The sequence below is a fragment of the Microbispora bryophytorum genome (assembly GCF_043197435.1).
Lineage (GTDB): Bacteria > Actinomycetota > Actinomycetes > Streptosporangiales > Streptosporangiaceae > Microbispora > Microbispora bryophytorum.
In genome coordinates, this window is the sequence record NZ_JBICTF010000001.1 from 223,011 (window position 1) to 247,585 (window position 24,575).

23 protein-coding genes and 1 tRNA gene are annotated in these 24,575 nt (G+C 70.3%); 11 read left to right on the forward strand and 13 right to left on the reverse strand.

All coding sequences use genetic code 11. The annotated features are described in order from the left end of the window. From ACGFIB_RS01025 to ACGFIB_RS01035, 3 genes are all read right to left on the reverse strand, one after another. The gene (locus tag ACGFIB_RS01025) at positions 1–1,410 is read right to left on the reverse strand and encodes an AMP-binding protein (RefSeq protein WP_393367666.1); all 1,410 of its coding nucleotides are present in this window, start codon (positions 1,408–1,410) and stop codon (positions 1–3) included. 7 nt (positions 1,411–1,417) lie between these two features. Then, a complete protein-coding gene (locus tag ACGFIB_RS01030; protein WP_393367668.1) occupies positions 1,418–2,029 on the reverse strand; it encodes a biotin transporter BioY in 612 nt (203 codons plus the stop codon). 140 nt (positions 2,030–2,169) lie between these two features. Continuing rightward, positions 2,170–3,015 carry an NAD(P)H-binding protein gene (locus ACGFIB_RS01035; RefSeq protein WP_393367670.1) on the reverse strand — a complete coding sequence of 282 codons (846 nt, stop codon included), beginning with the start codon at positions 3,013–3,015 and terminating at the stop codon, positions 2,170–2,172. A 107-nt stretch (positions 3,016–3,122) separates the two neighbouring features. Here ACGFIB_RS01035 and ACGFIB_RS01040 point away from each other — a divergent pair, with 107 nt between their 5' ends. Continuing rightward, on the forward strand, positions 3,123–3,524 hold the full coding sequence (locus ACGFIB_RS01040) for a winged helix-turn-helix transcriptional regulator (protein WP_142568770.1): 402 nt from the start codon (positions 3,123–3,125) through the stop codon (positions 3,522–3,524). A 48-nt stretch (positions 3,525–3,572) separates the two neighbouring features. Here the strand turns inward: ACGFIB_RS01040 and ACGFIB_RS01045 are convergent, their stop codons facing one another. Both ACGFIB_RS01045 and ACGFIB_RS01050 read right to left on the reverse strand, forming a co-directional pair. Further along, positions 3,573–4,133, reverse strand: coding sequence for a TetR/AcrR family transcriptional regulator (locus tag ACGFIB_RS01045; RefSeq protein WP_393367673.1), 561 nt, complete (start codon positions 4,131–4,133; stop codon positions 3,573–3,575). Further along, a complete protein-coding gene (locus tag ACGFIB_RS01050) occupies positions 4,126–4,986 on the reverse strand; it encodes an alpha/beta fold hydrolase (protein ID WP_393367675.1) in 861 nt (286 codons plus the stop codon). The genes ACGFIB_RS01045 and ACGFIB_RS01050 overlap by 8 nt, the downstream gene beginning before the upstream one ends. A gap of 198 nt (positions 4,987–5,184) precedes the next feature. Between ACGFIB_RS01050 and ACGFIB_RS01055 the strand changes: the two genes are divergently transcribed. Both ACGFIB_RS01055 and ACGFIB_RS01060 read left to right on the forward strand, forming a co-directional pair. Then, positions 5,185–5,778, forward strand: coding sequence for a TetR/AcrR family transcriptional regulator (locus ACGFIB_RS01055; protein ID WP_393367677.1), 594 nt, complete (start codon positions 5,185–5,187; stop codon positions 5,776–5,778). A 135-nt stretch (positions 5,779–5,913) separates the two neighbouring features. Then, positions 5,914–7,005: an aromatic ring-hydroxylating oxygenase subunit alpha gene (locus ACGFIB_RS01060; RefSeq protein WP_393367679.1), complete on the forward strand. Its 1,092-nt coding sequence runs from the start codon at positions 5,914–5,916 to the stop codon at positions 7,003–7,005. A 51-nt stretch (positions 7,006–7,056) separates the two neighbouring features. Here ACGFIB_RS01060 and coaE read toward each other — a convergent pair whose 3' ends face one another. The 4 genes from coaE to ACGFIB_RS01080 form a co-directional block, all read right to left on the reverse strand. Beyond that, complete coding sequence (gene coaE, locus ACGFIB_RS01065; RefSeq protein WP_142568765.1) at positions 7,057–7,662, reverse strand: dephospho-CoA kinase; 606 nt, start codon at positions 7,660–7,662, stop codon at positions 7,057–7,059. A 131-nt stretch (positions 7,663–7,793) separates the two neighbouring features. After that, the gene (locus tag ACGFIB_RS01070; protein ID WP_357285308.1) at positions 7,794–8,264 is read right to left on the reverse strand and encodes a GNAT family N-acetyltransferase; all 471 of its coding nucleotides are present in this window, start codon (positions 8,262–8,264) and stop codon (positions 7,794–7,796) included. A 223-nt stretch (positions 8,265–8,487) separates the two neighbouring features. Beyond that, positions 8,488–9,972 (reverse strand): 30S ribosomal protein S1, encoded by a 1,485-nt coding sequence (gene rpsA, locus ACGFIB_RS01075; RefSeq protein ID WP_142568761.1) that lies wholly within the window; start codon positions 9,970–9,972, stop codon positions 8,488–8,490. A gap of 206 nt (positions 9,973–10,178) precedes the next feature. Further along, complete coding sequence (locus tag ACGFIB_RS01080) at positions 10,179–11,225, reverse strand: polysaccharide deacetylase family protein (RefSeq protein WP_393367682.1); 1,047 nt, start codon at positions 11,223–11,225, stop codon at positions 10,179–10,181. 75 nt (positions 11,226–11,300) lie between these two features. Here ACGFIB_RS01080 and ACGFIB_RS01085 point away from each other — a divergent pair, with 75 nt between their 5' ends. Next, positions 11,301–12,098: a DUF2127 domain-containing protein gene (locus ACGFIB_RS01085; RefSeq protein ID WP_393367684.1), complete on the forward strand. Its 798-nt coding sequence runs from the start codon at positions 11,301–11,303 to the stop codon at positions 12,096–12,098. Positions 12,099–12,203: 105 nt separating this feature from the next. Here the strand turns inward: ACGFIB_RS01085 and polA are convergent, their stop codons facing one another. After that, entirely contained in the window at positions 12,204–14,885 is a 2,682-nt protein-coding gene (gene polA / locus ACGFIB_RS01090; RefSeq protein ID WP_142568755.1) for a DNA polymerase I, read from the reverse strand. A gap of 62 nt (positions 14,886–14,947) precedes the next feature. Here polA and ACGFIB_RS01095 point away from each other — a divergent pair, with 62 nt between their 5' ends. From ACGFIB_RS01095 to ACGFIB_RS01120, 6 genes are all read left to right on the forward strand, one after another. Next, positions 14,948–15,367 carry a PaaI family thioesterase gene (locus ACGFIB_RS01095; RefSeq protein ID WP_357258060.1) on the forward strand — a complete coding sequence of 140 codons (420 nt, stop codon included), beginning with the start codon at positions 14,948–14,950 and terminating at the stop codon, positions 15,365–15,367. A 451-nt stretch (positions 15,368–15,818) separates the two neighbouring features. Further along, on the forward strand, positions 15,819–17,102 hold the full coding sequence (locus tag ACGFIB_RS01100) for a branched-chain amino acid ABC transporter permease (protein WP_357240308.1): 1,284 nt from the start codon (positions 15,819–15,821) through the stop codon (positions 17,100–17,102). A gap of 13 nt (positions 17,103–17,115) precedes the next feature. Then, positions 17,116–18,105 carry a branched-chain amino acid ABC transporter permease gene (locus ACGFIB_RS01105; RefSeq protein WP_142568751.1) on the forward strand — a complete coding sequence of 330 codons (990 nt, stop codon included), beginning with the start codon at positions 17,116–17,118 and terminating at the stop codon, positions 18,103–18,105. Next, positions 18,095–19,024 carry an ABC transporter ATP-binding protein gene (locus ACGFIB_RS01110; RefSeq protein ID WP_142568748.1) on the forward strand — a complete coding sequence of 310 codons (930 nt, stop codon included), beginning with the start codon at positions 18,095–18,097 and terminating at the stop codon, positions 19,022–19,024. The genes ACGFIB_RS01105 and ACGFIB_RS01110 overlap by 11 nt, the downstream gene beginning before the upstream one ends. Further along, entirely contained in the window at positions 19,021–19,956 is a 936-nt protein-coding gene (locus ACGFIB_RS01115; protein ID WP_393367688.1) for an ABC transporter ATP-binding protein, read from the forward strand. Before ACGFIB_RS01110 ends, ACGFIB_RS01115 begins: the two co-directional genes overlap by 4 nt. 105 nt (positions 19,957–20,061) lie before the next feature. After that, positions 20,062–20,562: a hypothetical protein gene (locus ACGFIB_RS01120; protein WP_393367690.1), complete on the forward strand. Its 501-nt coding sequence runs from the start codon at positions 20,062–20,064 to the stop codon at positions 20,560–20,562. A 134-nt stretch (positions 20,563–20,696) separates the two neighbouring features. Here the strand turns inward: ACGFIB_RS01120 and ACGFIB_RS01125 are convergent, their stop codons facing one another. Continuing rightward, positions 20,697–21,998, reverse strand: coding sequence for an ABC transporter substrate-binding protein (locus ACGFIB_RS01125; protein ID WP_357022183.1), 1,302 nt, complete (start codon positions 21,996–21,998; stop codon positions 20,697–20,699). 207 nt (positions 21,999–22,205) lie between these two features. After that, positions 22,206–22,784: an ANTAR domain-containing response regulator gene (locus ACGFIB_RS01130; RefSeq protein ID WP_142568973.1), complete on the reverse strand. Its 579-nt coding sequence runs from the start codon at positions 22,782–22,784 to the stop codon at positions 22,206–22,208. Between the two features lie 139 nt (positions 22,785–22,923). On the opposite strand from ACGFIB_RS01130, the gene ACGFIB_RS01135 reads away from it, so the two are divergent. Further along, positions 22,924–22,997, forward strand: a tRNA-Leu gene (locus ACGFIB_RS01135). A 269-nt stretch (positions 22,998–23,266) separates the two neighbouring features. Here the strand turns inward: ACGFIB_RS01135 and ACGFIB_RS01140 are convergent. Further along, entirely contained in the window at positions 23,267–24,445 is a 1,179-nt protein-coding gene (locus ACGFIB_RS01140; RefSeq protein ID WP_357240299.1) for a PucR family transcriptional regulator, read from the reverse strand. Positions 24,446–24,575 lie beyond the last annotated feature (130 nt).

Here is a 24,575-nt window from a genome sequence, read left to right on the forward strand (position 1 = left end):
TCAGGCCAGCCGCCGCAGACCGGAGTCGTCGCCTGCGGCGAGACGGGCGGCGATGAGGCCGCGGGCCGGCTTGCCTGTGGGGGTCCGGGGCAGGGACGAGGCGGCGTACCAGCGCCGGGGGCGCTGGGCCGGGTCGAGTTCGGCGCGCGCCGCCGCCTCCAGCCCGGCCCTCACCAGGCCCTCGCCCTCGACGGCCCCCTCGACGGCCCCCTCGACGACCGCGGTGACCACGGCGCCCAGGTAGGGGTGCGGTGTGCCGACCACGACCACGTCGTCCACTCCCGGCACCTTCCTCAGCACCTCCTCGACGTCCTCGGGCACCACCGTCGCGCCGCCGGTCTGGATCGCGCCGTCGCCCCGGCCGCGCAGCCGCAGGACCTCACCGGGCCGGTGCGGCTCCGCCAGGTCGCCGACTGTCATCCAGCCCCCGTCATCCTGCCGCAGGGGGCCGGTCGCACCGGCCAGGTAACCCTCACAGAGCCACGGGGAGCGCACCCACACCTCGCCCAGGACCTGCCCGGGGGGCACCCTGACGTCGATCTCGACGCCGGGGAAGGGCCGTAGCCCGGCGCCGTCGGCGTCCGCGGCGACGAACGACAGCTCGGTGGCGCCGTAATAGGACAGCACACGCACTCCGGCCGCCACCGCCCGGGTCCTGGCGGCGGCGTCCAGGGCGGCCCCGCCGACCACGGCGGTGCGCAGCGGGCCCCCGGCCGCGTCGTGCGCGGCTTCGAGGGCGTCCAGCACGGCCGGCAGGCGGTGGGGCACCACGTGGACGACGGTGGCCCGCCGCAACTGCTGCGCCAGCCCGCCCGGGGACCACCGGCCCGGGACGACGGCCGTCGCGCCCGCCGCCAGCGCGTGCACGGCGGCGAAGCCGTACAGGGAGGAGACCAGCGGGCCGGGGATCAGCACGACGTCTTCAGGGCCGATCCCGGTCATCTCGTCGAGGTGGCCGAACGAGCCGGTCCAGGAGTCTCGGGTGCGCACCACGGCGCGGGGCCGGCCGGTGCTGCCGGAGCTGAAGCAGGCCCAGGTGAGGTCGTGCGGCGCGGGGCGGTGCCGTACGGGCGGGCCGTCCGCCTCGGGGAGCGGGACGTCGAAGCGGGCGGCGACCGGCACCGCGGCCATGACCTGCGCCCGCCGCTCCTCGCTCCAGGCGTGGTCGCACAGCAGCGGCGTGACCCCCGCCAGGTCGGCGGCGAGCACGGCGACGAGCAGGGCCACCGGGTCGGCCTGGGCGACCGCGACGAGCGCGCCGGGGCCGACGCCCTCGCCGGCCAGACCGCGGGCGGCTCGGGCGACCCTGGCCGCGAGTTCGGCGTAGCTGAGGTCGCCTCCGGGACCGGACACCGCGATCCGCCCGGGACGGGCGGAGGCGTGCCGCATGACCTGCGCGGCTACCGGCACGGGCGCATCACCGTCCTCCCGCCCGCAGCCGCTCGCGGTGCACCGCGGGGATCGCGTCCGGGTAGGCCCGCTGGGTGCCCCGCGCCACGATCGACGCGAGCACCGCCTTGGCCAGGTCGCCGGGCAGGAAGGCGGCGCTGAGCACCGCGGTCTTGCCCAGGGTCAACCCGGTGACCAGGGCCTGCACGGGGATGCCGCACAGGTAGACCACGCCGACGCCGCCGGCGAGGCAGGCGGTCACCAACCGCACCGTGGACGGCGTGCGCCCGCCGCGTTCGACGATCCACCCGGTGAGGGCCGCGCCGGGGAGCCAGCCGATCAGGAAGCCGGCCGAGGGGCCGGTGAAGACGCCGAGCCCGCCGCGCCCGCCGGCCAGCAGGGGCAGCCCGGCGGCGACCAGCACGATCAGGACCACGACGGCGAGGGCGGACCGCCACGTGCCGAGGATCGCCCCGGCGAGCATGACGCCGAGCGTCTGCAACGTGATCGGCACCGCGTCGCCGAAGATGTTCAGCGCACCCGGCATGCCGAGCACGGCGATCAGCGCGGCGAAAACGCTGACCCTGGCGATGTCCGCCGCGGGGAAGCGCCGCCGAGGCGGACTCTGTTCATCTGTCACGGATCGATCCCATACCAAGACCCTCCGTACGGCGAATGAGGATTCCCACAACATTCCGCCGTGTCGTTCTCACCGGTGCCCATAGCGGTAGGCCGCTCCGCGACCGGGACGCCGGAGGCGACGGTGTCGCCGTCTGCCGTCTACCGGAAGGCTTCGGCGTTGCGGCGGGCCCACTCGGCGAAGGGGCGGGGCGCGCGGCCCAGCACGTGCTCGACGTCCGGGCTGAGCTTCAGTTCGGCGGCGTTGGGCTCGCCGAGGACGGCCAGCGAGGTCTCCACCGACGCCTCCGGCATGAACGGCGCCATCCGCGCCCGCGCCTCGGCCCGGGTCAGCTCCACGAACCGCACCGGCTCACCGAGGGCCGCCCCGATCGCCTCGGCCTGCTGCCGGGGCGTGACGGCCGCCGGCCCGTTCAACACGTAGGCACGGCCCGCGTGCTCGTCCTTGCGCAGGGCCACGGCCGCGACCTCCGCGATGTCCGCAGGATCGATCACCGGGATCCCGACGTCGCCGAACGGCGCGGCGACCGTCCGCTCGGCGCGCACCGACTCCGCCCAGGCGTAGGCGTTGGACGCGAAGACGCCGGGCCGCAGGATCGTCCAGCCCAGGCCCGACTCGCGCACCGCCTCCTCGACCGCCCGCATGACACCTCCGTGCGACACCGACTCAGGCCTGGTCACCACGCCTTGCGAGGAGAGCAGCACCACCCGCCGGACCCCGGCGGCCTCGGCCACGTCCAGGATGGCTCTCGGGTCGAGCCCGACGCCGCCCGTGCCGCCGTCGTGCAGGAACAGAGCCTCGGCACCGTCGAGGGCGGGCCGCAGGGTCTCCGGCGCGGCCAGGTCGGCCCGCACGTGTCCGGTCGCACTCGGCAGGCTCACCGGGGCTGTCCCCCGCGACACCGCCGTCACCCGCTCGCCGGCCTCCGCCAGGGCCCGCACCAGCCACCGACCGACGTTTCCGGTCGCACCCGTCACCACAATCATGATCAACTCCAGCGTCTTCCCTCTGGCCTCTCGCGATGACGGCGACGCTAACACCCTCCGTATAGTAGGTACCTAGAGGAAAGTGACTACCTCACAGGGGTGTGACCATGGCGGGCGAGACGAGCAGACCGGCGGCCGATGCCACGACCGACCCCGAGCTGGCCTGCCCGATCTCCCCGGTCGTCGACATCGTGTTCAGCCGGTGGACCTCGCCCATCCTCTGGTCGCTCCACGCCTTCGGCCGCCAGCGGTTCGTCGAGCTGGAGCGGCGCATCGAGAAGATCACCCCCAAGGTGCTCACTCAGCGTCTGCGCCAACTGGAGCGCGACGGCCTGGTCGTCCGCACCTACCATCCCGAGGTGCCGCCGCGCGTCGAATACGAGATCAGCGAGCTCGGCCGCACCCTCTCCCCCCTCTTCGCCCAGATCGCCGAGTGGGCCGCCGCCAACCTCGATCACGTCGAACGGGCACGGCGGCACTACGACGAGGCGGGGGCGCCCCGCGGCTGAATGATCTGGCCCACGCCGGCGGCGACGAACCGTTCTGACGGCGAGGGTTCAGTGCTCGCGGGCGGTGCGCAGCCCGGCGATGACCATGCGCGCCAGCAGGGCGTGGCTCTCGTCGAGATCCTCGGCGAGCCGGAACGCGCCGGCCGCCTCCAGGACGGCGAAGCCGTGCATCGCGGCGCGCAGACAGCGGACCGCGTGGATCGCGGCCGAGCCCTCCAGCCCGTACGCCCGCAGCGCGGCGAGCATGATGCCGACCAGCCGGTCGCCCACGTCGGCCGTCTCGGGGCGCGGCGCCTGGATCATCGCCGAGTAGCGGTGCGGATTCCGGGCGGCGTAGGAGCGCCAGCCGTCCATCAGGGCGCGCAGCGCCTCGTCGCCCGACCGGCCGAGCGCCGCCTCGCTCGCGATCTCCGTCAGCTCGCCCATCACCCGTACGGAGACCAGGGCGCGCAGCTCGGCGAGGTTGCGTACGTGCTTGTAGAGGGAGGGCGTGGCGACGCCCGCCCGCGCGGCGACCGCGGACAGGGTGAGCGCGTCGGGGCCTTCCTCGTTCACGATGCGCAGCGCCAGGTCGACGACGGCGTCCGGGGACAGAGCCGCCCTAGCCACGGACCCGCTCCTTGAGGAACGCGAGCGTCGCGGCGGCGACCTCGCCGGGGTGCTGCGCGTGCGGGTAGTGGCCGGCGCCGTCGATCATCACCGCCTCGCCGAGCCCCGGCGGCATCTCGGCGACGATGCCGTCCGCCTCGGCCCGGGGGTCGGCCCAGTCGGGGTCCCGGGTGCCCATGACGACCAGGGCGGGGCAGCCGATGCCGCCGAGATGGGCGCCGGCGTCCGTGGGCGCGGACAGGCCCATCGCGCTCACCACGGCCATCCGGCCCGGCCTGCGCAGGTCGCTTCCCAGGGCGTCCAGGTAGTCGGTCCAGTCGGCGGGCTTGACCCCGGGATAGGCGTGATCGAGGTAGCTCTTCCACAGCCCGGTGCTGCGCAGGAGCGCCACGCCCATGAGCCGCGTCATGCCCCTGCGGTAGCGGCCGTTGCTCAGCAGCGCGCCCAGGTCGGGCTGCTGCTTCCGGGTGAAAGGGCCGATCTCCACCAGGGCGGTGACCAGCTCGGGCCGCCGCGCCGCGGCGATGGTGGCCGCTCCCCCGGCGAACGAGTGACCCACGACGACGGCGGGCCCGCCCAGGTGCTCGATCAGGGCGACGATGTCGCCCGCGGTGTCGGTGCGGGTGTAGGAGTCCCAGCCGAGGCTCGACTCGCCGTGCCCGCGCAGGTCCATGGTCGCCACGCGATACCCGGCCTCGGCCAGCGCCGGTGCGAGGAAGCGGTAGGCGCGCCGGCTGTCGCCCATGCCGGGCACCATCACGACCAGCGGGCCCTTCCCCGCCACGTCGTACGCGATCTCGCCTTCGCCGATCTTCAGGAACTCGGTCACGCCATCCTTCAGGCTTACGTTCATAGCTAACAGGCTAATACCATTAGCCGGTGCGCGTCAACATGGACCCCGCCGGCCTGCGAATGCCTGCGGCGGCCGACCGGTGACACCGTTGACAGCCGCCGCACGCCGCACCGCGAGCCGGACCGAGCCGAGCCGGAGATCGCAGCGGTCCCTGAAGCGGAGCTGGACGCGCCTCCCCTCGCCGTTAAGGTTGTGGACGTGAGTCCGAGGCCCGTGCGCGCGATGGACGCCGACGAGAAAGTCGACCGGCAGGCGCGGATTCTCGATGCGGCACTCCGGCTCCTGTCCCTACAGGGCATATCCGGAGTCAGCATGCGCGCCGTCGCGCGTGAGGCCGGGGTCTCGCTGGGCCTGGTGAACTACCACTACGAAGACAAGACAAGCCTGATCCGCGCCGCCCTGCACCGCATCGAGGAGCAGGACGTCTCACTGGTCGAACCGGACCCCGCCCTTGGACCGGAGGAGCGGCTGCGTGCCGCGCTGACGCGCGTGGCCGACCCGGAGTTCCTGACGACGGAGTATCTGTCCCTGCGACTTCAGCTCTGGGCGCTCGCCCAGGCCCACGAGGACTTCGAGCGCATCAACACGGAGGCCCAGAAACGCTACCGCGCCGGGCTTGCCGCCCTCATCGGCGCCGCCCGCCCCGAGCTGTCACCCGACGAGTGCGGTGAGCGGGCCGCCGACATCGACGTCATCCAGAACGGCCTGTGGCTCACGGCCCTGCTGGGGCTCGACCGCGCCTCCATCAGAAGGAGCGTCGCTCGCTGCGAGCAGATCGCACTCGCCGGGTGACCGGCGGCCCTGAACGAACGTCCAGGAAATATTGAACGATCGTTCAGGCCCTCGTATGCTCCCCCCATGGCATCAGTAACGACCGCCGATGTACGCCGTGTCGGCACCGGATACCACAAGGACCCAGGACGATCGATGTCACTGCGGGCGGAGGCGTACACCGACCCGAGGTGGCTCGACGTCGACGTCCAGGCGGTCTTCGCCCGCACCTGGCAGTGGGTCTGCCACGTGGAGCGGCTCTCGTCGCCCGGCAGCTACGTGTCGGCCACCGTGGCCGGCATGCCGATCGCGATCGTGCGCGATCGCGACGGAGCGCTGCGCGCGTTCTACAACGTCTGCAAGCACCGCGCCCACGAGCTGCTCACGGGCTCCGGCACCACGCGCGCCATCGTCTGCCCCTACCACGCCTGGACCTACGGCCTGGACGGGCGGCTCAAGGCGGCCCGTCGCGCCGACAGGATGGCGACCTTCGACAAGAACGAGATCTGTCTCGACCAGGTGCCGGTGGAGGAGTTCGGCGGCTTCGTCTACGTGAACCTGGATCCGTCCGCCGCTCCCCTGGCCGAGCAGGCCGCGGACCTGGCGGCCGACATCGCCAGATGGGCCCCCGACGTGGCCGGCCTGACCCATGCCAAGCGGTTGACCTACGACATCGCGTCCAACTGGAAGAACGTCATCGACAACTTCCTGGAGTGCTACCACTGTCACGTCGCGCACAAGGAGTTCGTCGACCTCGTCGACATGGACACCTACGAGGTGAAGACCCACGGCATCTGGTCGAGCCACTTCGCCGAGGCCGGCAAGCAGGAGAACGCCGCGTACGACGTCGCGGGCGCGTCGGTCACACAGCACGCGGTGTGGTGGCTGTGGCCCAACACCTGTCTGCTGCGCTACCCCGGCCGCGGCAACTTCATGGTCCTGCAAGCGATTCCGGCCGGTCCCGGCCGGACCCTGGAGACGTGGGACTTCTACTTCGAGACGGCCGAGCTCATGGACGCCGAGGTGGAGGCGGTGCGATACATCGACGAGGTGCTGCAGCAGCAGGACATCTCCATCGTGGAGAGCGTCCAGCGGGGCATGAACACTCCGGCCTTCGACCAGGGCCGCATCGTCTACGACCCGGCCGGCTCGGGCCTGTCCGAGCACGGTGTGCACCACTTCCACGGCCTCGTCCTCGACGCCTACCGGTCATGGGTGGAAGGCGCCGCCGACGGCTTTACGCTGTAGATTCGCAAGGGCGCCGGGCGTCCCCGCCACCTCCGCACATGGACAGCTCGTTCAGCCCCTCGGGAGGACCCGGGCGTTGAGGTCCTGCCAGACCTTGTCGACCTCGGCGTCCAGGTCGCCCAGGGAACCCTCGTTGCCGATCACGATGTCGGCGATCCTCAACCGCTCCTCGCGGGAGGCCTGGGCGGCGATCCGGGCGCGGGCGTCCGCCTCCCGCATGCCGCGAAGCCGCAGCAGACGCTCCAGCCGCACCTCGTCCGGCGTGTCCACGACGATGACCACGTCATACCGGGCGGCCAGGTTGTTCTCGGCCAGCAGCGGCACGTCGTAGACGACGACCGCGTCGTCCGGGGCCTCACGCTGGAGTTGCTCGCTGCGCTCGCCCACCTTCGGGTGGACGATCCCGTTGAGGACCTTCAGCTTCTCGGCGTCTGCGAACACGATCGCGCCGAGCCGTTCCCGGTCGAGCGTGCCGTCGGGGCGGAGCACGCCCTCTCCGAACGCCTCGACGATCTCCGCGAGCCCGGGGGTGCCCGGCTCCACGACCTCTCTGGCGATCTTGTCCGCGTCGACGACGACGGCGCCGCGGGCCGCGAGCCGGCGCGACACCTCGCTCTTGCCCGAACCTATTCCGCCCGTGAGCCCAACCTTCAGCACGTCCCGCAGCCTACCGGGCGGTTCACCGCGCCCGGCCGGCGGCGCCGATCAGCCGGCCGCGCCGCGAGCGCGGCGGAACCATCGGTCCACATGACGACACCCAGCACGGGGTGCCAGCTCGCCTGAACCACTCAGGACGTGCTCGCCTCGGGCTCGCGGCGCAGGTGGACCAGCATCAGATGGTCCTGCACCCTTTCCCGCTGGGTCTCCCGGTAGCCGAGGCGGCGGTAGAGCCGCAGGTTCCCCTCCGACAGGTGCCCCGTGAACAGGTCGAACGCCGCCGCCTCGGGCACGGCCTCGTGTATCGCGGCCAGCAGCGCGCTGCCGATCCCCCGCCCCTGCCGATCGGGCGCGACCACGAGACGGCCCACCAGGCAGGTCGAGCCGGACATCTGGCCGCGGACCGCGCCGACCAGCCGACCGCCGTCCGTCGCCTTCAGCACGACCGCTGTCTCGATCACCGTACGCACCTGGTCGAGCGACTCGACGAGCGGCGCGATGAACGGGTCGCCGTAGAGCTGCGCCTCGGTCACGTACGCGGCCCGCTGCAGGGTGAGGATCTCTCCCGCTTCCGCGGGCAGGGCCCTCGTGATCTCCACCACGGGGCCAGCCTATCGGCACCGCCGACGGAGAACGGCGATCGCGGGCGGCCCGCGCCCTCGACCACACTCACCGGAGAAAGGCGCTCGCCCGCGAAGGCCCCCGAGCGCGAGGAACCGCGACAGGGACACGAGGGACCGCGGAAAAGGGAAAGGCCCCGCCGGAGCGGGGCCTTTCGTGGTGCTGTGGAGGGCTCGGCTGAACCTCCGGTCCGGAGACCGGGTGTCAGCTCTGGCCGCCCGCCAGCTTCTCGCGCAGGGCGGCGAGGGCCTCGTCGGAGGCGAGAGCGCCACCGCCGCCGCCACCGCTGCTGCTGCTGGACTGCGAGGTGCTGGTCTCGCCGCTGTAGGTCGACGGAGCGGCCTCGCTGGCCGCCGCCTCCTCCTGACGAGCCTTCTCGATCTGCGAGCGGTGCGCGTCGAAGCGGGCCTGCGCCTCGGCGTACTGCCGCTCCCACTCCTCACGCTGCTTGTCGAAGCCCTCGAGCCACTCGCCGGTCTCGGCGTCGAAGCCCTCGGGGTAGATGTAGTTGCCCTGGTCGTCGTAGGTCGCCGCCATGCCGTACAGCGTGGGGTCGAACTCGACCTCGGCGCCGGCGCCCTCGTTGGCCTGCTTGAGGGACAGCGAGATGCGGCGGCGGTCCAGGTCGATGTCGATGATCTTCACGAAGATCTCGTCGCCGACCTGCACGACCTGCTCCGGGATCTCCACGTGGCGCTCGGCCAGCTCGGAGATGTGGACCAGACCCTCGATGCCCTCCTCGACCCGGACGAACGCACCGAACGGCACCAGCTTGGTGACGCGGCCGGGCACGACCTGGCCGATCTGGTGGGTCCGGGCGAACTGCTGCCACGGGTCCTCCTGCGTCGCCTTGAGCGACAGCGAGACCCGCTCGCGCTCCATGTCGACGTCGAGAACCTCGACCGTGACCTCCTGGCCCACCTCGACGACCTCAGACGGGTGGTCGATGTGCTTCCAGGACAGCTCGGACACGTGCACCAGGCCGTCGACGCCGCCGAGGTCCACGAACGCACCGAAGTTGACGATCGAGGACACGACGCCCTTGCGGACCTGACCCTTCTGAAGGGTGTTGAGGAACGTCTGGCGAACCTCGGACTGCGTCTGCTCCAGCCAGGCACGGCGGGACAGGACCACGTTGTTGCGGTTCTTGTCCAGCTCGATGATCTTGGCCTCGAGCTCGCGCCCGACGTACGGCTGCAGGTCGCGGACGCGGCGCATCTCGACCAGGGAGGCGGGAAGGAAGCCGCGCAGCCCGATGTCGAGGATCAGGCCGCCCTTGACGACCTCGATGACCGTGCCGGTGACGATGCCGTCCTCGTCCTTGATCTTCTCGATCGTGCCCCAGGCGCGCTCGTACTGGGCGCGCTTCTTGGACAGGATGAGGCGGCCTTCCTTGTCCTCCTTCTGGAGAACCAGGGCCTCGACGTGCTCGCCGACCTCGACGACTTCGGCCGGGTCGACATCGTGCTTGATCGAGAGCTCGCGCGACGGGATAACGCCCTCGGTCTTGTAGCCAATGTCGAGCAAGACCTCGTCTCGATCGACCTTGACGACGGTGCCTTCAACGATGTCTCCGTCGTTGAAGTACTTGATGGTCTCGTCGATCGCGGCGAGGAAGGCCTCCTCGGAACCGATGTCGTTGACCGCTACCTGCGGGGTGCTCGAGGTGGCCTCAGTGCTGCTCGTCATGTGTGGAATTGCTCCGAACCGGACAGATGTCGTTGTGACAGGAGCGCGGCGGGCCGTTTTCGTTCACTGGATGATGCTGCTTCCTGGTAGCCACCAGATGACCGAGCGCGAGCCCGCTCCGTCCGTGACGCGCGCGAGCCCACAGCGCAGCGATCAGCATATGAGACGGAGCGAGCTGGGTCAATCCGAGGCAACCAGACGAACCCCTAGTACGCGATCACCGACTTCGCGCGGGCGGGTGAGAGCGTTGCCCGGAGTTTGCGTGGCACCGACACCCGGGCCGGATCCCCATCCGACGTATAGCGCTCTCGTGGATGTTTGTCGAGCCAGTCGAGCCAGTAGGTCGTACACCAGCGCCGGCATTCGCCGGATTTTCCGTTGGACTGGATCCTCGGGATCGCGTAACGCGGGAAACTTTTCGCGTAGGGCGAAACCGTGGGCTGCGCCCCGGCCAGGAAGACGGCGTCGAAGTGGTAGCGGGTGCCGTCCCACGTGCCGTCGTGCGCCCTGCTCAGCTTCCTCGGCTGCGACCCGTACGGCAGCGCGAAGGTCGTCGAGGGCGGCGCGCCGGCCTTCTTCAGAAGCCGCTCCTGCCGGACGATCTGCTCGCTGACCCGCTTGTCGGAGAGCCGGCGGAGATCGGGATGGGAGTAGGTGTGGTTGGCCACCTCGAAGCCGTGGTCGACCAGCCACTTCACCGCCTGCTTCTGCCGCTCCCGGTCGCGCAGGCCGAAGGGGGCCCGGCTGACCCAGAAGGTGGCGGTGGGCCGGAAGCTCGGGTATTTCGCCGCGACCTCGTAGATGATGCCGACGGCCGTGTCGTTCTTCGGCCTGCCGCTCTGGTCCATCGCGAAGTGGCCGGGATGACCATCGTCGAAGGTCAGGACGACCGGATGCGCCCCCGGCGGGATGTCGATCTTCCCGGCGACCAGTTCGGCCGCGGTGATCGGCACGTAGCCGTCCTTGGCCAGGCGCTCCAGTTCCTTGCGCAGCTGGGCGGGGGTCCGGTCGATCGACGCCAGCCGCTTGGGCAGGATGCGGTGATACATGATCACGGGCACCAGGCCGGCCTCGTTCGCCTTGACCTTCCTGGCCGACGCGGCGGTCGCCTTCGGCGGGGCCGCGCTGCGCGTGGGCGACGGCGAGCGCGGCTGCGCCCGCACCGGTGACCGTTCCTCGCCCGTGGACCGGGGCAGCAGCACGAGCGCGACCAGACCGATCACGACAACGACGACGTTGGCGACTGCGGTCATTCGGGCAAGGTTGCGCACAGTTATTTGACCTTACTGCCCGACGTGTCCCGTATTCATATGTGTTGCAATTTTCCTGTGGACTCGAGCCTGCGTGCCTGCGGACGGCACGGGCACGTCACATACGCCCCGGACGAGGAGGCGCTGCGGAGCCGCCTGCGCGCCGAGACCGCGCTGGGCGAGGCATGGCGCTGCCTGCGCTGCGGCGACTTCACCGTGGGCCCGCCGCGCGGGGCCGGACCGGCCGGCGCCGCGCCCGTCGTGCTGCGGGGCCGGGCGCTGCGGGACGCCGCCGTACTACGGCTGATCGCCGTCTTCCGCTGGGCCAAGGTCGTGCTCCTGATCGCCGGAGCGTACGGCGTGTGGCGGTTCCGGGCCCACCACGACGCCGTACGGCGGGCGTTCGACCAAGACCTCCCGCTGGTCCAGCCGCTGGCCCACAAGCTCGGGTGGCACCTCGACCAGTCGGGTGCGGTGCACACGCTGCGGACCGCGCTGACCGCGCGGACGACGACCCTCACCTGGATCTTCCTCGCCCTGCTCGCCCTCGCGGCGCTGCTGCTGACCGAGGGGATCGGCCTGTGGCTGCTGAGGCGATGGGGCGAGTACTTCTCGGTGATCGTCACCTCGGTGTTCATCCCGGTGGAGATCTACGAGATCGCCGAGAAGGTGAGCCCGTTCCGGATCGTGATCCTTGTGATCAACATCGCGGCCGTGCTGTACATCGCGCTCAGCAAGCGCCTGTTCGGACTTCGCGGCGGCCGGGCGGCGTACGAGTCGGAGCGGCACGAGGCGAGCCTGCTGGAGGTCGAGCAGGCGGGCCTGACCATGGCCAGACGGGACCACGGGCCCACCCGCCCGACCGGCCACCCCTGACCCGCCGCCCGGCACGGTGTAGTGAGCCCGGTGCGACGAGCCCGGTGGGGTGCCCGATCTGATGAGCCCGGTGTGGTGCCCGGTGGATCCCGGAACGGGCCGTGGTCAGTGGCCGGCGTCCTCCCAGTTGGTCCCCACGCCCACGCTGACCTCCAGCGGCACGCTCAGGTCGTAGGCCCGGCACATCTGGGTGCGCACGACGTCGGTCAGCTCCTCCAGCTCGCCCGGCGCGACCTCGAACACCAGCTCGTCGTGGACCTGGAGCAGCATGCGGGAGCGCATGCCCTCGATCGCCTTCTGCACGTTCAGCATGGCGACCTTGATGATGTCGGCGGCCGAGCCCTGGATGGGCGCGTTGAGCGCCATCCGCTCGGCCATCTCCCGGCGCTGCCGGTTGTCGCTGGTCAGGTCGGGCAGGTAGCGGCGGCGGCCGAGGATGGTCTCGGTGTAGCCGTCCTTGCGGGCCAGGGCGACGATCGACTCCAGGTAGTCGCGGACGCCGCCGAACTCCTCGAAGTACTCCTCCTTGAGGGCCCTGGCCTCCGCGACGGGGATGTTGAGCTGCCCCGACAGGCCGAAGTCGGACAGGCCGTAGGCGAGGCCGTAGTTCATGGCCTTGATGCGGGCGCGCAGGTCGGCGTCCACCTGCTCGGCAGGCAGGTCGAAGACACGGGACGCGGTGGCCTGGTGGAAGTCGTGCCCCGACTCGAAGGCCGCGATCAGCGACTCGTCCCGGGACAGATGGGCCATGATCCGCAGCTCGATCTGGCTGTAGTCGGCCGTCAGCAGCGTGTCGTAGCCCTCCCCCACCACGAAGCCCTTGCGGATGCGCCGGCCCTCGACCGTGCGGATCGGGATGTTCTGCAGGTTGGGCTTCTCGCTCGACAGCCGCCCGGTGGCCGCCACGATTTGGTTGAACGTGGTGTGGATCCGCCCGTCGTCGGCGATCTCCTTGATCAGGCCCTCGACCGTGGTGCGCAGCTTGGTCTGGTCGCGGTGCCGCAGCAGGATCACCGGCAGCTCGTTGTCGGTCTGCTGGGCCAGCCAGGCGAGCGCGTCGGCGTCGGTCGTGTAGCCCGTCTTGATCTTCTTGGTCTTGGGCAGGCCGAGCTTGCCGAACAGGATCTCCTGCAACTGCTTGGGCGAGCCGAGGTTGAACTGCTCCCCCACCGCCTGGTGGGCGGCCTCGACCGCCTGCTTGACGGCCGCGCCGAACTCGGCCTCCAGCGCCGCCAGGTACTGCCGGTCGGCGGCGATGCCGTCCCGCTCCATCTCGGCCAGCACGCGCACCAGCGGAAGCTCGACGTCGGTCACCAGCCGCGTGCCGCCGCGCTTGGACAGGTGCTCTTCCAGCGCGTCGGCAAGGTCGCGCACGGCCTGGGCCCGCAGGGCCAGGTCCCGGGCCGCGCCCTCGTCGGCGTCCTCGAACAGGGAGGTCTGCCCGCCGGGCGTGGACTCCGCCCGCAGCTCGCGGTGGAGGTAGCGCAGGACCAGGTCGTCGAGCGGGAACGACCGCTGCCCCGGCATCGCGAGATACGCGGCGAGCGCCGTGTCGCAGGTGAGGCCGCGCAGGTCGTGCCCGTGCGCCCACAGCGCGAGCAGCGGCCCCTTGGCGTCGTGCACGGCCTTCGGCCGGTTCTCGTCGGCCAGCCAGGCGTGCAGCGCCGCCTCGTCCTCCTGGGTGAGGCGCGTGGGGTCGAGGTGGGCGGCGCCGCCCGGCGAGGCGATCGCGAGGCCCTCGAACCGCCCGGTGCCGCTGCCGTAGGCGCCCTGGAAGGCCAGCCCGGCGCGGCCCTCGGGGAGGGCGGCCAGCCAGCCGGCCACCTGGCCCGGCTCGAGCACGGTCACTTCCAGCTCGAAGCCCTCGCCCGCCTCCGGTTCCGTGGTGCCGAGGGTCTTGAACAGGCGCTCGCGCAACTCCCCGCGGATCTGCAGCGCGTCGAGGAGCTTGTTGACCTCCTCGCGGTCCCACAGGCCCATGGTCAGCGCGGACACCTCGGCGTCGACCGGGGCGTCGCGCTTCAGCTCGGTGAGCATCCGGTTGTGGATCACCTGGCCGAGGTGCTCGCGGAGCTTGTCGCCGACCTTGCCCTTCACCTCGTCGGCCCGCCGGACCAGCTCGTCCAGCGAGCCGTACTCGGAGATCCACTTGGTGGCGGTCTTCTCCCCCACGCTCGGGATGCTCGGCAGGTTGTCACTCGGGTCGCCGCGCAGGGCCGCGAAGTCCGGATACTGCGCCGGGGTGAGGCCGTACTTCTCCACCACGGCCTCGGGGGTGAAGCGGGTCATGTCGCTGATGCCGCGCCTGGTCATCAGCACCGTGACCCTGTCGTTGACGAGCTGGAGCGCGTCGCGGTCGCCGGTCACGATGAGCACGTTCATGTCCTCGCCGGACGCCTGCGTCGCCAGCGTCGCGATCAGGTCGTCCGCCTCGAAGCCGGCCACGGACATGCGGGGGATCCGCAACGCGTCGAGCAGCTCGAAGATGAGCTGCACCTGGCCGCGGAAGTCCTCGGGGGTCTCCGCCCTGTTGGCCTTGTAACCGTCGTACGCCTCGTGCCTGAAGGTCGGCTCACTCCGGTCGAAGCAGACCGCCACGTGGCTCGGCTGCTCGTCGCGCAGGATGTTGGCCAGCATCGAGGTGAAGCCGTACACCGCCTCGGTGTGCTGACCGTCGGTGGTCATGAGATTCGCGTCCTTCAACGCGTAGAACGCGCGATAAGCAAGAGAATGCCCGTCCAGGAGCAGCAGACACGGACGGGTGGGGGTCGCTTCACTCTTCGGCACACCCGCAGCCTAGTCTCCCTGTACGACAGAAAACCCGTGCTCTTGCCACAGGAGGCGTCCCCTTGACCTTGACGGATCCCGAGGAGTTGGCGGCGTGGATGAACGCGTCCGGGGAGGACCGTCTGCACCGGCGGATGGGCATCGAGATCCTTGAGGCGAGCGCCGAGCGGGTGGTCGGCCGCATGCCCGTCGCGGGCAACGTCCAGCCCTACGGCCTGCTGCACGGCGGCGCGTCCTGCGTGCTGGCCGAGACCCTCGGCTCGACCGGCGCCGCCCTGCACGCCGGCCCGGGCAGGATCGCCGTCGGCATCGAGATCAGCGCCACCCACCATCGCTCGGCCACCTCGGGGCACGTCACCGCCGTCGCCACCCGTGTGCACGGCGGGCGCACGCTCGCGACGTACGCCATCGAGATCACCGACGACGAGGGCCGGGCGGTCTGCACGGCCCGTCTGACCTGCATGCTCAGGGACGCTCGCTGAGGCCTCCCGGCTCGCGGGCCGCGCTCGCCGGCGAGCCGGCCGGGCAAGCACCACGAAACCCTCTTATGACGCATTGGGCCTGATAACGGACCGGCTTGCGACTCTCTTTGCACGGGAGTCGCTCCGGTCGCTACCGTTGTGGCTCCAGAGCCCGTGGGAGACCGAGTAGACAACGTGCGGAGCCGGGGAAGCTGTGTACGGTCCCAAAGGTCCTCCCACGGGCTCATGCTCTTTCACAGCACCGACCCCGCGGTTGACTCCTTACACGTCCTGACCTGCGAACCCTTTCTCACGTCAGTGACACACCATGGTCACCAATTGGTGACGAACGACCCCGAAACGGGCGTCTCAGGCTTATGCTCCGGCCACAACATCGCAGCAACCTGCCGATGTTGCGCGTCCGCAGTGGGGGGCACGACCCCGCCATGACCTGAATACAGAGGGAGCACCATTGCGCAGAGCCGTGATCGCGTTCACGGCCTTCCTGGGTGGACTCGTCTTTCTACTCTCCTCCCCCGCCTGGGCGGACGGGGAGGCGCTGAAGGGCACACTCCAAAACCAAGGCCAGCCGGTGAACGGCGTGAAGATCAGCGTGGCAGGCGAAGACGGCAACCCCGTCGGGGACGCCACCACGGGTGCGGACGGCAAGTGGGAGGTGCCGGTCCCCAAGGCGGGCAAGTACAAGGTCACGCTTGACCAGTCGACGCTCCCCAAGGACGTCGGGCTGAAGTTCCAGAACCGGGCCACCCTGGACGTGCAGGTCTACGAGGGCAGCGAACGCAACGTCCTGTTCGCTCTCGCGCCCGCCGGCAAGCAGGGCGAAGGCGCCGCGCAGACGTCGGACTCCTCCTCCTTCTGGGACCGCGTCGCCCAGCTCACCTTCGAGGGCTTCAACCTCGGGCTCATCATCGCCCTCGCGGCCATGGGCCTGTCGCTGGTGTTCGGCACCACCGGGCTCACCAACTTCGCCCACGGCGAGTTGCTCACATTCGGCGCCATGTGCGCCTACTTCTTCAATGTGGTCCTAGGACTCCCGCTCATCTGGGCCGCGGTGATCTCGGTCGTGATCGGCGGGGCCTTCGGGTACACCCAGGACCGGTTCTTCTGGGGCGTGCTGCGCAGACGAGGCAGCAGCCTGGTCGCCATGATGATCATCTCGATCGGTCTGGCCCTGTTCCTGCGCTACGTCTTCCTCTTCTTCTTCGGCGGCGAGGGCGCCCCGTTCGCGGACTACAACGCCCAGCCCGGCATCCAGGTCGGCCCGATCTCCGCCGCGCCGAAGAACTTCATCGCGATGGGCATCGAGCTCGCCGTGCTCATCGTCGTCGGGCTCGCACTGCTCAAGACCCGGGTCGGCAAGGCGGCCAGGGCCGTCGCCGACAACCCCGCCCTCGCCGCCTCCTCGGGCATCAACGTCGACGGGGTCATCCGGATCATCTGGACCGTCGGCGGCGCCGTCGCGTCGCTCGCGGGCGTCATGCTCGGCCTGTCGCAGAACGTCAGCTACCAGATGGGCTTCCAGATCCTGCTGCTCGTCTTCGCGGGCGTCACCCTCGGCGGCCTCGGCACCGCGTTCGGCGCCCTGGTCGGCTCCATCGTCGTGGGCCTGTTCATCCAGCTGTCCACCGTCGTGGTGCCGACCGAGCTGAAGACGGTCGGCGCGCTGCTGGTGCTCATCCTCGTCATGCTCTTCCGGCCGCAGGGCATTCTCGGCCGGCGCGAGCGCATCGGCTGATCGGAGACCACACGTGGACTGGAACACCATTTTCGTGACCACGGTCAAGGCCTCGATCGGCCTGGAGACCGTCGTCTACGCGCTCGCCGCGATCGGCATCAACATCCAGTTCGGCTACGCCGGGCTGCTCAACTTCGGCCAGGCGGCCTTCCTCGGCGTCGCCGCGTACGGCATGGCCGTCACCGTGGCCACCTTCCACCTGCCGTTCTGGCTCGGCATCCTGATCGGCCTGGCGGCCACGATCGTGCTGGCCTTCCTGCTCGGCATCCCCACCCTGCGACTGCGCGCCGACTATCTCGCCATCGTCACCATCGCGGCGGCCGAGATCGTCCGGCTCGTCTTCAGATCGGTCAAGTTCAGCAGCGTCTTCGGCGGCTCGGACGGCCGGCAGAACTTCTCCGGCGACTTCTTCGCGATGAACCCCTACTCCCCCGGCACCTACGGCATCGGCCCGATCAGCTTCAACGAGCGGGTGACGTGGGTGCTGACCGTCGGCTGGGTGCTCATCGCGATCACCTGCGGACTGGTCTACCTGCTCATGAAGAGCCCGTGGGGCCGCGTGCTCAAGGCCATCCGCGAGGACGAGGACGCGGTGCGCAGCCTCGGCAAGAACGTCTTCTCCTACAAGATGCAGGCGCTCGTGCTCGGCGGCGTGGTCGGCTGCCTCGGCGGCTTCCTGTTCGCGCTCGGCCAGGCGTCGGTGCAGCCCGACCTGTTCAGCACGGAGTTCACCTTCTACGCGTACACGATCGTGATCCTCGGCGGCGCGGCCCGCGTCTTCAGCCCCGTCGTCGGCGCCGCGCTCTTCTGGGTGCTGCTGGTCTTCGTGGGGAACACGCTCAGCGAGGCCGTGAGCGCCGGACTGCTCCCCTCGTTGTTCACCGTGAACAACATCGGCGCGGTCCGCTTCATGCTGGTCGGCCTCGGCCTGATGCTCCTGCTCATCTTCCGGCCTCAGGGCATCTTCGGCGACAAGAGGGAGATCGCGCTCGATGCACGCTGACACCACCCCGGCCAGGAAGGCGGCGGCACTGGCCGCCTTCGCGGGCCTCGACCGCGAGCCCGGCGTGGCCAAGCCCGACCCCATCCTCGTCGTCGACAAGGTCGTACGCCGGTTCGGCGGCCTCACCGCCGTCGACGTCGATCACGTGGAGGTCCAGCGCGGGTCGATCACCGCGCTCATCGGCCCGAACGGCGCCGGCAAGACCACGTTCTTCAACCAGCTCACCGGCTTCGACAGCGCCGACGAGGGGTCCTGGGCCTTCAACGGCAAGCAGCTCAAGGGCGTGCCCGCCCACCGGGTGGCCCGCGCCGGCATGGTCCGCACGTTCCAGCTCACCAAGGCCCTGTCGAAGCTCACGGTGATGGAGAACATGCGGCTCGGCGCGCAGAACCAGCGCGGCGAGAACTTCTTCCGCGCGCTGATCCCCGGCAGCTGGCGCCGCCAGGAGGACGAGATCACCGAACGCGCCGAGGAGCTCCTCGAGCGCTTCAAGCTCGACGCCAAGCGCGACGACTTCGCCGGCTCGCTGTCCGGCGGCCAGCGCAAGCTGCTGGAGATGGCGCGGGCCCTGATGGTCGGTCCCGAGCTGGTCATGCTCGACGAGCCCATGGCGGGCGTGAACCCGGCCCTGACCCAGTCGCTCCTCGGTCATGTGAAGGACCTGCGCGAGGAGGGCATGACCGTGCTCTTCGTGGAGCACGACATGGACATGGTCCGCGACATCAGCGACTGGGTGATCGTGATGGCCCAGGGCAACGTGATCGCGGAGGGGCCGCCGGACACCATCATGTCGGACCCGCGCGTGATCGACGCCTACCTGGGCGCCCACCACGACGCGCCCATGTCCGCCGAGGAGTTCGAGGAGCAGCTGCAGGAGGCCGAGGCCGAGCTGGAGTCCGAGATCGAGGAGAAGGCATGACCGCCCCCACGCCGGAAGACCACGCAGAGCCGGACCGCGCCTCCACACCGGACGCGGCCGCCGAACCGGGCCGCACCGGCACGCCGGACGACGTCGCCGCGACGGGCGGCGCCGGCGTGGCCGAGCCGGACGCGGCGGCCGACGAGGACGACGCCACGGCCGGCTCGCGGGCGGCCGTCGTCGACCGCTCCGACCACCTCGCCGGAGCCGAGAACGCGCTGCTGCGGGCCGACGAGCTGTACGCCGGCTACATCCCCGGCGTCAACATCCTCAACGGCGCCGATCTGTACGTGAAGAAGGGCGAGCTGATCGGCATCATCGGCCCGAACGGCGCCGGCAAGTCGACCCTGCTGAAGACCCTGTTCGGGCTCGTGCCGGTGCGCACCGGCTCGGTCACCCTGAACGGCGAGGACATCACCAACCTCAAGGCCCACTCGCTGGTGGCCCGCGGGGTCGGCTACGTCCCGCAGACGAACAACGTCTTCCCCAGCCTCACCATCGAGGAGAACCTGGAGATGGGCGCCTTCCAGGTGCCCGGCAAGTTCAAGGAGCGGTTCGAGTTCGTCTGCGAGATCTTCCCCGCCCTCCGGGAGCGCCGCAAGCAGCGCGCCGGCTCGCTGTCGGGCGGTGAGCGGCAGATGGTCGCCATGGGCCGGGCGCTCATGACCGAGCCGTCGGTCCTGCTCCTTGACGAGCCGTCCGCGGGCCTATCGCCCAAACTGCAGGACCTGGTCTTCATCCAGGCCCAGCAGATCAACAAGGCCGGCGTGACCGTGATCATGGTGGAGCAGAACGCGCGCCGCTGTCTGCAGATCTGCCACCGGGGCTACGTGCTCGACCAGGGCCGCAACGCCTACATGGCCAGCGGCAGCGATCTGATCAACGACCCGAAGGTCATCCAGCTCTACCTGGGCACGCTCGCCCGGGCCTGAGCCGCTCTCGCGAGGGCCCCGGCGGAGGATCCGCCGGGGCCCTCGTCGTACGTCTGTGACCTGATTTCCATCTGATCGGCAACCGCCGGGCTGACAATGAGCCGTATGACCCGAACCCCCCTCCGCACGGCACTGGTCGTCTCGGCGCTCGCGGTGGGCCTGTCCGCCTGCCAGTCGCCGTCCCCGCGGCCCTCAGCCTCGCCGCCCGCCGTGTCGTCCGGAACCACCGCGTCCGGAACCACCGCGTCCGGAACCACCGCGTCCGGAACCACCAGCGGTGCGGTCTACGTCACCGGCGCGAAGGCCGGAGACGACCCCTGCGCCCGCGTGGTGTCCGCCATCGGCTACCTGGGGCTGTCACTGCTGCCCGCCGGGCAGGAGGAGGCCCAGCACTGGGACGGGGACGTACGCGGCCGTTTCGGCTATCTGCGCGGCGCGCTGGCGATGTACGGCCCCCACCTGCCGGCCTCGGCCCCCGTCGCGACCGTCGACGGCCTCGCCGAGACCCTGTCCCGGGCCGACACGGCCGGCTCCCGGCGCACGGACCTGCTGCGCCGGTATCGCAAGGCGTCCGCCGCCGTCCTCAGCGCCTGCGGCCGTTCCTGACCCGCCCGGGGGACGTACGCGGCCGTTCCCGGCCCGGCGCGGTGAGTACGCCCGGGACGTCCCTCCACGGCGGCGGAAGGTCCCGGGGACGCGGAAGGGCCCGCTCCATGGGAGCGGGCCCTTCGTGCTCGCGATCAGCCGGCGATCTTGCCGGTGTTGAAGGCGACGTTCTTGTTGGTGTTGTCGGCGCCGTACTCGTAGATGCCGATCGTCGCCTCGGCCGGGTCACCGGCCTCGTTGAACTCGATCGGGCCCGAGGCGCCGTCGAAGTCGATGTCCTTGCCCGCCGTCAGCAGGTCGTTGCAGGACTTGAAGTCCTTGCACTTCTCCCCGCCCGTGGAGACCTCCGACAGATGGGCCGCGATGTCCTTGGGCGCGTCGCTCTTGGCCGCGATCGCCGCGAGCGCGGTCAGGATGGTCGCGTCGTACGACTCGGGACCGTAGTTGTAGTCCTTCAGGTTCGGGTCGATCGTCCCCAGCTTGGCCTTGAAGTCGTCGGAGACCTGGGCGCCCGGCTGGGTGCCCTTGGCGCCGTCGAGCGTGCCCTTGGGGAAGCCGTCCTTGCCCGTGCCGTAGTTGGACAGGTTGCCGTCGACGAAGTAGTACTTCACCTTCTTGGCGGTCAGGCCCTGCTTGACGAGCTCAGGAATGATCTTCTTGGTCTCGTCGAAGCCGATCAGCGCGACGGCCTTCGGGTTGGCTTCCTTGATCTTGGCGACGTCCGCCGAGTAGTCGGCCGCCTTCGGGTCGTAGATGACCTTCTCCACGACCTGGCCGCCGCCGCCCTCGACCGCCTTCTGCACGTTGTCCGCGAGGCCGGTGCCGTACGCGTCCTGGAGGGCCAGGATGCCGACCGTGTCGTTGCCGTCGGCGAGGATGAGGTCGCCCAGGACACGGCCCTGCAGCACGTCCGGCGGAGCCGTACGGAAGTACAGGCCCTTGTCGTTGTAGGTGGTGAACTGGTCGGAGGTGTTCGCCGGCGAGATCTGGACAACACCGGCGCCCGTGATCTTGTCGATCACCGACAGCGACACCGAGGACGAGGCGGCACCGATGACCACGTCGGCCTTCTGCTGCAGCAACTTGTCGACAGACTGGGACGCAATGTTGGTCGACGTGTCACCCGAGTCGGTGTCGATCTGAACCACCGGCTTGCCGAGGACGCCGCCGGCGTCATTGATCTCCTTCACCGCCAGCCCGACACCCGCGAACTCCGGCGGACCGAGGAAGGCGAGCGAACCGGTCTGCGGCAGCAACGTGCCGACGGTGAGAACGCCATCGCCCTGGGCGGTGGCGGCAGCGGGAGCAGAGGACTCGGCCGCCGGCGCCGAGGAAGCCGGCGCGGCACTGTCCTCACCACCGCCACAGGCCGTCAGCGCGAGGCTGGCGGCCGCGGCGACGGCCAGCGCCCGTCCGAGGGGGGCAATGCGGATCATGAAGCATCTCCTTCATCCAGGCCCGGGAATCGTCAGCGCTGCCGACTGGTCCCGATCGAATGGCTGAAAGGTACATAGGCCGGGCATGGCCCGACCAGGGATGCATCAGAACTGTCCGCACTTGGATGCGGAGTCGTAATAACTCCTCAACTTAGCGGGACGGCCCCTGACCAGGAGTCTTCTCCCCCGCGATCAGCAGGGGGGCGGTCAGGCGGGCGGCTGGGCCTCGCCGCCGTTCTCGTTCACCACGATCTGGGCCACCTGGCGCATGCTCATGCGCCGGTCCATGGACGCCTTCTGAATCCACCGGAAGGCCTGCGGCTCCGTCCACCCGTGCTGGGCCATGAGCAGGCCTTTCGCGCGCTCCACGAGCTTCCTGGTCTCCAGCCGCTCCGACAGCGTGGAGACCTCCTTCTCCAGCGCGGCGATCTCCTCGTGCCGGCTGACCGCCATCTCGATGGCCGGAACCAGGTCGCCCTTGGTGAACGGCTTGACCAGGTAGGCCATCGCGCCCGCGTCCCTGGCCCGCTCGACCAGGTCGCGTTGCGAGAACGCGGTGAGGATGAGGCACGGCGCGATGCGTTCGGAGACGATCCGCTCGGCCGCGGAGATCCCGTCGAGCACCGGCATCTTGACATCCAGGATCACCAGGTCGGGCCGGAGCTCCATGGCGAGTTTGACCGCCGTCTCACCATCGCCGGCCTCGCCGACCACGGCGTAACCGTCCTCCTCGAGCATCTCCTTCAGGTCGAGGCGAATCAACGCCTCGTCTTCCGCGATCACCACTCGCCGCTGCGTACTCACGCACAAGAGGTTACCGACGTCCGCTACATTAGGACCACGGCAGGGGACGCCCTAAGCGATCTCGAAGCAAGATCGATTGCTGTATGGTATCCATTGCCGAAACCGGACAAATCCGGAAATAGCCCCGATAGACCAATCGGCAGAGTCGATGGCCTCAAAATCCATTCAGTGTGGGTTCGAATCCCACTCGGGGCACTTGCGCCAAAAGTGGCCCCCTGAGAAGCCGTCAGGACGACGAGGGGGCGTGGTTACACGCCAGCGGCATACGGTGACATGCGGTGACGTACTGTGACCGCCGGGCCCCGCTGGGGCCACGGAAGTGAGGCCAGAGCAGCGGCTCGTCCGTCGATCTCCTCCACCGCGCTCGCAGGCCTCGCTCGACTCGACCGGCCCCGAACGCCAAGAGAGCCACAGCGGGCCAGACGATACATGTAACCGACATATCACCCTGAGTGTGCGCGAGATCAGGTGTCGGGGAGGAGACGGACGGCGTCGAGGGCGAGGGAGAGCTCGACGACGTCCAGGGGACGGGCCGGCGACCGGCCGGTGAGCTGCTCGATGCGGCGCACCCGGTTGAAGACGGTGTTGCGGTGGCAGTAGAGCTCCGCCGCCGCCCGGGCCGCGGACCCCTCGCAGCGCAGCCACGCCTCCAGCGTCGCGAGCAGCACACCGCCGTCGGGTGAGGCGATGACCGGGCCGAGAACGCCGTCCGCGAGGCGCCCGGCCAGCTCCGGCTGGCAGACCACCAGGGCCGCGGGCAGCCGCCGGTCGAGCCGCGCGATCTCCGGCGCGGTCCCCGAACAGGTGCGCATGGCCACCTCCGCCAGGCGGCGGGCCGTGCCGAGGCCGGCGAGGCTGTCCACCACCGGGCTGACGCCGGCGCTCGCGCAGACGACCGGGGTGAGCGCGGCGACCAGGTCGTCCAGCTCCCGGTCGCCGAGGTGCACCACCGCCATCTCCAGGTCCGGGCGCATGCGCCACAGGAAGCGCAGCCCGCCGATCTCGTCGGGGCGGTGCACGCGGTCGGGCTGCGCGGGCAGCCGCGTTGTGACGACCGCATAGCGACCGTGCTCCGGCAGGCCGAGGGCGTCGGCGGCCACCCCGGCCACGGCGGAGTCGGCGCGCCCCTCCAGGAGGGCGTCGAGCATGGCGTTGACGCGCTGGTTGGTCCGGCCGAGCAGCTCGTTCTCCCGGCGGCGGTAGGCGTCGGCCGCCGCCACGGCCTGGCGGTCGATGGCGTGCCACACGTGGGTGGCGCTGCGCAGCAGGGCGGGCAGCCGCTCCTGACCCTGGTCGCCGATGATGTCGATGACGCCGTTCCAGGTGACCTGCGCGGCCAGGCGGTAGCTGCGCATGAGCGAGTCCAGCGGGAGCCCGAACTCGGCCCGCCTGCGCCCGACCGTCTGGGCGTACGCGACGTCGCGCCGCTCGTGCCGCGGCTGCAGGATCGCGGTGATGCCGATGCGCAGCCCCTCGTGCGTGCTCTTCCAGTGGTCCTCGAAGGGGACCGTCATGCGGTAGGCCTCGTCGCTTTCCCTGCCGCGCCTCACCAGCTCGTCGGCGAGCTCGGGGAGCCGTTCCAGCAGGCCTGCGGCGGAGGTCCGCAGCAGTTCCCGGACTTCGCATTCCGTCCTGGACCTCATGTCCCGAATGTGCCAGCCGGCGGCGTCCGGAACAAGGTTCGGTTTTCGTTTCGTGATGCGGGATTGTGCTGGAGCACAGGGCACCGCCGGCGGGCATGGGCTGGGGTCCCGACTTGACTCCCGGCGCTGG

Bases quoted from the DNA above. Each gene is read 5' to 3' on its own strand.
- ACGFIB_RS01035 (WP_393367670.1), bottom strand. From the start codon at position 3,015: ATGATTGTGGTGACGGGTGCGACCGGAAACGTCGGTCGGTGGCTGGTG.
- ACGFIB_RS01040 (WP_142568770.1), top strand. From the start codon at position 3,123: ATGGCGGGCGAGACGAGCAGACCGGCGGCCGATGCCACGACCGACCCC.
- ACGFIB_RS01050 (WP_393367675.1), bottom strand. From the start codon at position 4,986: ATGAACGTAAGCCTGAAGGATGGCGTGACCGAGTTCCTGAAGATCGGC.
- ACGFIB_RS01060 (WP_393367679.1), top strand. From the start codon at position 5,914: ATGTCACTGCGGGCGGAGGCGTACACCGACCCGAGGTGGCTCGACGTC.
- rpsA (WP_142568761.1), bottom strand. From the start codon at position 9,972: ATGACGAGCAGCACTGAGGCCACCTCGAGCACCCCGCAGGTAGCGGTC.
- ACGFIB_RS01080 (WP_393367682.1), bottom strand. From the start codon at position 11,225: ATGACCGCAGTCGCCAACGTCGTCGTTGTCGTGATCGGTCTGGTCGCG.
- ACGFIB_RS01110 (WP_142568748.1), top strand. From the start codon at position 18,095: ATGCACGCTGACACCACCCCGGCCAGGAAGGCGGCGGCACTGGCCGCC.
- ACGFIB_RS01115 (WP_393367688.1), top strand. From the start codon at position 19,021: ATGACCGCCCCCACGCCGGAAGACCACGCAGAGCCGGACCGCGCCTCC.
- ACGFIB_RS01120 (WP_393367690.1), top strand. From the start codon at position 20,062: ATGACCCGAACCCCCCTCCGCACGGCACTGGTCGTCTCGGCGCTCGCG.
- ACGFIB_RS01125 (WP_357022183.1), bottom strand. From the start codon at position 21,998: ATGATCCGCATTGCCCCCCTCGGACGGGCGCTGGCCGTCGCCGCGGCC.
- ACGFIB_RS01140 (WP_357240299.1), bottom strand. From the start codon at position 24,445: ATGAGGTCCAGGACGGAATGCGAAGTCCGGGAACTGCTGCGGACCTCC.